Source organism: Oleiphilus sp. HI0128 (genome assembly GCF_001635365.1).
On record NZ_LWGG01000755.1, the window covers coordinates 1 to 4,480 of the forward strand.

The 4,480-nt window shown below is 44.4% G+C and carries 4 protein-coding genes; all 4 read left to right on the forward strand.

Annotated elements, in window-relative coordinates; translation table 11 throughout:
• Nucleotides 1–30: 30 nt before the first annotated feature.
• On the forward strand, nucleotides 31–729 hold the full coding sequence (gene rplA, locus A3763_RS10295; RefSeq protein ID WP_068553378.1) for a 50S ribosomal protein L1: 699 nt from the start codon (nucleotides 31–33) through the stop codon (nucleotides 727–729).
• A gap of 226 nt (nucleotides 730–955) precedes the next feature.
• Complete coding sequence (gene rplJ / locus A3763_RS10300; protein ID WP_068507430.1) at nucleotides 956–1,486, forward strand: 50S ribosomal protein L10; 531 nt, start codon at nucleotides 956–958, stop codon at nucleotides 1,484–1,486.
• 38 nt (nucleotides 1,487–1,524) lie between these two features.
• Nucleotides 1,525–1,905 (forward strand): 50S ribosomal protein L7/L12, encoded by a 381-nt coding sequence (rplL, locus tag A3763_RS10305; protein WP_068507428.1) that lies wholly within the window; start codon nucleotides 1,525–1,527, stop codon nucleotides 1,903–1,905.
• Between the two features lie 284 nt (nucleotides 1,906–2,189).
• Nucleotides 2,190–4,480: DNA-directed RNA polymerase subunit beta (gene rpoB / locus A3763_RS10310; RefSeq protein WP_068760005.1), on the forward strand; the 2,291-nt coding region annotated here is incomplete at its 3' end.

Genomic DNA, 4,480 nt, shown 5'->3' on the forward strand with positions numbered 1-4,480 from the left:
CATGGGACTTAATACTGAGGGTGTTAACTAATGGCAAAATTAACAAAGCGCCAAAAGTTGGTGCAGGAAAAAGTTCAAGCAGAAAAAGCGTACACGGTAGAAGAAGCGGTAGCTTTGCTTGCTGAGCTTTCAAACGGTGTTAAGTTTACTGAGTCGGTAGATGTTGCTATCAACCTAGGTGTTGATGCGCGTAAATCTGACCAGGCTGTTCGAGGTTCTACAGTACTACCAAATGGAACTGGCAAAACAGTTCGTGTTGCTGTGTTTACTCAAGGTGAAAATGCAGAGAAAGCTAAAGAAGCTGGTGCTGATATCGTTGGTATGGACGAGTTGGCTGCTGAAGTTAAAGCTGGAAACATGGATTTTGACGTAGTTGTTGCATCTCCGGACGCAATGCGTGTAGTTGGTCAGTTAGGTCAAATTCTTGGTCCACGCGGTCTAATGCCAAACCCGAAAGTTGGTACAGTGACGCCAGACGTAGCGACTGCCGTTAAAAATGCAAAAGCTGGTCAGGTTCGTTATAGAACTGACAAGAACGGTATTGTTCATACTATCGTTGGTAATGTTGAGTTCTCAGCTGATTCGATTAAACAGAATATCGAAGCATTGTTGGCTGACTTGAAGAAGGCTAAGCCTGCTTCTGCAAAAGGTGTTTATTTGAAGAAAGTTACACTTTCTTCAACAATGGGTCCTGGTCTACTTATTGATCAGAGCTCAGTGTCTTCATAAGAAGATATGTTAAAGAATACTTTGGAGTCTGAGCCTAGCTCGGGCTGTCAAAGACCGCAGGTGTTGGCTATTTATTAATTTAGAGTGCTAACTTAATCTCCTGCGCAGACGGTGTGTGGACTCTCTTAAATGAGTTGTATCTCCGCCGTAGGTCGCTCCCTGTTTATGCTAACAGGGGGTGGAACTAAGTGGTCAGCTTCGGCTGACTCTCTTGAGGAGAAAACCAATGGCAATTGGAATCGAAGACAAAAAGGCGATTGTCGCCGAAGTCAACGAAGTTGCTGGCGGTGCTTTATCTCTTGTGATGGCTGATTATCATGGCGTTGACGCTAATGATATGACAGGCCTTCGTAAAGAAGCTCGTGAAGGCGGAGTTTATCTTCGTGTCGTTCGAAACACCTTAGCAAAGCGTGCGGTAGAAGGAACAGAGTTTGAATGTGCAGCTGAAGCGTTGGTTGGTCCAACAATTCTTGCATTTTCTTTGGAAGATCCAGGTGCGGCAGCGCGCTTGTTGAAAGATTTTGCTAAAGAAAAAGAAGCATTCGAGATAAAAGCATTAGCGGTTGGTGGTGAACTACTGGGTGCAGATCAGATCGATCGTTTGGCTAAGTTGCCAACGCGCGATCAGGCGTTGGGCATGTTGGCCAGCGTTATTCAAGCACCTATTACCAAGCTTGCACGTACATTCAACGAAGTTCCTTCGAAGGTTACTCGTGCAGTGGCAGCAGTTCGCGATCAGAAGAAAGACGCAGCTTAATTATTTTTTATATAACTTACATTTAGGAGAATGGGACCATGTCTCTATCTAAAGACGATATTTTAAATGCAATCGCTGAAATGAGCGTAATGGACGTTGTTGAACTAGTTGAAGCAATGGAAGAGAAATTCGGCGTATCTGCAGCTGCTGCTGTAGCTGCTGCTCCTGCTGCTGGCGGTGACGCTGGTGGTGCTGCTGCCGCTGAACAGACTGAGTTTGACGTTGTTCTTGCAGGCGCTGGCGACAAGAAAGTTAACGTAATCAAAGCAGTTCGTGCTCTTACAGGTCTTGGCCTTAAAGAAGCGAAAGCAATGGTTGATGGTGCTCCATCTACTGTTAAAGAAGGCGTTAGCAAAGACGACGCTGAAGCTGCTAAGAAAGAGCTTGAGGAAGCTGGCGCATCTGTTGAAGTTAAGTAACTATAATTATAGTTATTTGATGCATGCAGAAGCACACGCATCCTAACGAAATTGGCTGGTAGCATTTGCTGCCGGCCTTTTTCTGTTGTTAGTTAGTAGATAGCTTTCATTATATTGATGCTAACAAGCATCATAGAACAAACTATAAGAAGGTTTGTTAGAAAGGAATATTTGGCAAAGCCTTGAGCATGCAATAAGTATCTCTTTCTAAACATAGCCTGTTATTAAACGGTGTCAACCGTTCAACAATTCAGACCGTTAAGTCACAAAACTGGGGAATATAAATGGCCTACTCGTATACAGAGAAAAAGCGTATTCGTAAAGAATTTGGCGTGTTACCAACCGTCATGGATGTGCCGTATCTTTTGTCTATTCAAATAGACTCGTACTTAAGCTTCTTGCAGAGTGACAATGACCCAGAGTCTCGTGACGATGTTGGTCTTCACGCTGCATTCAAGTCAGTTTTTCCAATTTTGAGCTTCTCAGGTAATGCTGCATTAGAATATGTGAGCTACCGTTTGGGTGAACCCGCATTTGACGTAAAAGAGTGTATTCAGCGTGGTGTAACATACGCAGCTCCATTGCGTGTTAAGGTTCGATTGATTATTTATGATAAAGAATCATCAAATAAAGCAATCAAAGACATCAAAGAGCAAGAAGTATACATGGGCGAAATGCCGCTCATGACCGAAAATGGTACATTTGTTGTTAACGGTACTGAGCGTGTAATCGTCTCTCAGTTGCATCGTTCTCCAGGCGTATTTTTTGATCACGATAAGGGTAAAACACACTCTTCTGGTAAGTTGTTACACTCTGCTCGTGTTATTCCTTACCGTGGTTCATGGTTGGACTTTGAGTTTGACCCGAAAGACAACGTTTTTGTTCGTATTGACCGACGTCGTAAACTACCTGCATCGATCTTGCTACGTGCGCTTGAATACAGCACACAAGAAATTCTTGAAATGTTCTTCGATACCAGTGCATTCGTTATTTCCGGCGAGAGCTGTAAGCTAGAGTTGGTGCCTGCTCGCCTACGTGGTGAGCTTGCAAGTTTCGAAATTAAAGATGCTGACGGTAAGGTTATCGTTGAAGAAGGTCGTCGTATTACTGCGCGTCATATCAGACAGCTTGAGAAGCTTGGTAATCACCTTGAAGTTCCACGTGAGTACCTACACGGCAAGGTGACAGCGAAAGACTTGATCAATGAAGAAACTGGCGAATTGGTTGTTGAGTGTAATACCGAAATCACTGATGAAGTGATCGATACAATTATTGAAGCGGGTATCGAATCGTTCGAGACGATTTATACGAACGAACTAGATTGCGGCCCGTTCATGTCTGATACGCTAAGAATCGATCCGACAAGTAATCAGCTTGAAGCTCTGGTAGAGATTTATCGTATGATGCGTCCTGGTGAGCCGCCAACTAAGGATTCAGCAGAGAACCTGTTCAAGAACTTGTTCTTTACTTCTGAGCGCTACGATCTTTCTGCAGTAGGCCGCATGAAGTTTAATCGCCGTATCGGACGTAGCGATGAGACGGGCGAAGGCGTACTGTCAAATGAAGATATTATCGATGTCTTGAAAACATTGATCGATATTCGAAATGGTAAGGGTGAAGTTGATGATATCGATCACTTGGGTAACCGTCGTATTCGATCTGTAGGTGAAATGGCAGAGAACCAATTCCGTGTTGGTTTGGTTCGTGTTGAAAGAGCTGTACGTGAGCGTTTGAGCATGGCTGAGTCTGATGGTCTAATGCCACAAGACTTGATCAATGCTAAGCCTGTCGCTGCAGCCGTTAAAGAATTCTTTGGTTCTAGCCAGTTATCTCAGTTTATGGATCAGAACAACCCGCTTTCTGAGGTGACTCATAAGCGTCGTGTATCAGCATTAGGCCCAGGTGGTTTGACTCGTGAGCGTGCTGGTTTTGAGGTTCGAGATGTACACCCGACTCACTACGGTCGCGTTTGTCCTATCGAAACGCCTGAAGGTCCAAACATCGGTTTGATTAACTCTTTGGCAACCTACGCACGAACTAACTCTTTTGGCTTCTTAGAGAGTCCGTATAGAAAAGTTGTTGACAGTGTTGTAACAGACGAGATCGAGTATCTGTCAGCAATTGAAGAAAGTGGCTTCATTATCGCACAGGCTAGTGCTGTTGTTAGTGAAGACGGTAAGCTAACTGAAGAGCTTGTTAACGTTCGATATAAAAACGAATTTACAGTAACGCCACCTGAGAAGGTTAACTATATGGACGTGTCACCACGTCAGGTAGTATCGGTAGCAGCTTCTTTGATTCCTTTCTTGGAACACGATGATGCGAACCGTGCTTTGATGGGGTCAAACATGCAGCGTCAGGCTGTTCCAACCCTACGTGCTGAAAAGCCATTGGTTGGTACGGGTATTGAGCGAATTGTTGCTCAGGACTCCGGTGTATGTGTGGTTGCAGATCGAGGTGGTGTAATCGAACGTGTCGATGCAGGCCGAATTGTTGTTCGTGTTAACGATGATGAGACTGCACAAGGCGACGCAGGTGTAGATATCTACAACCTAACGAAATATGTTCGTTCAAA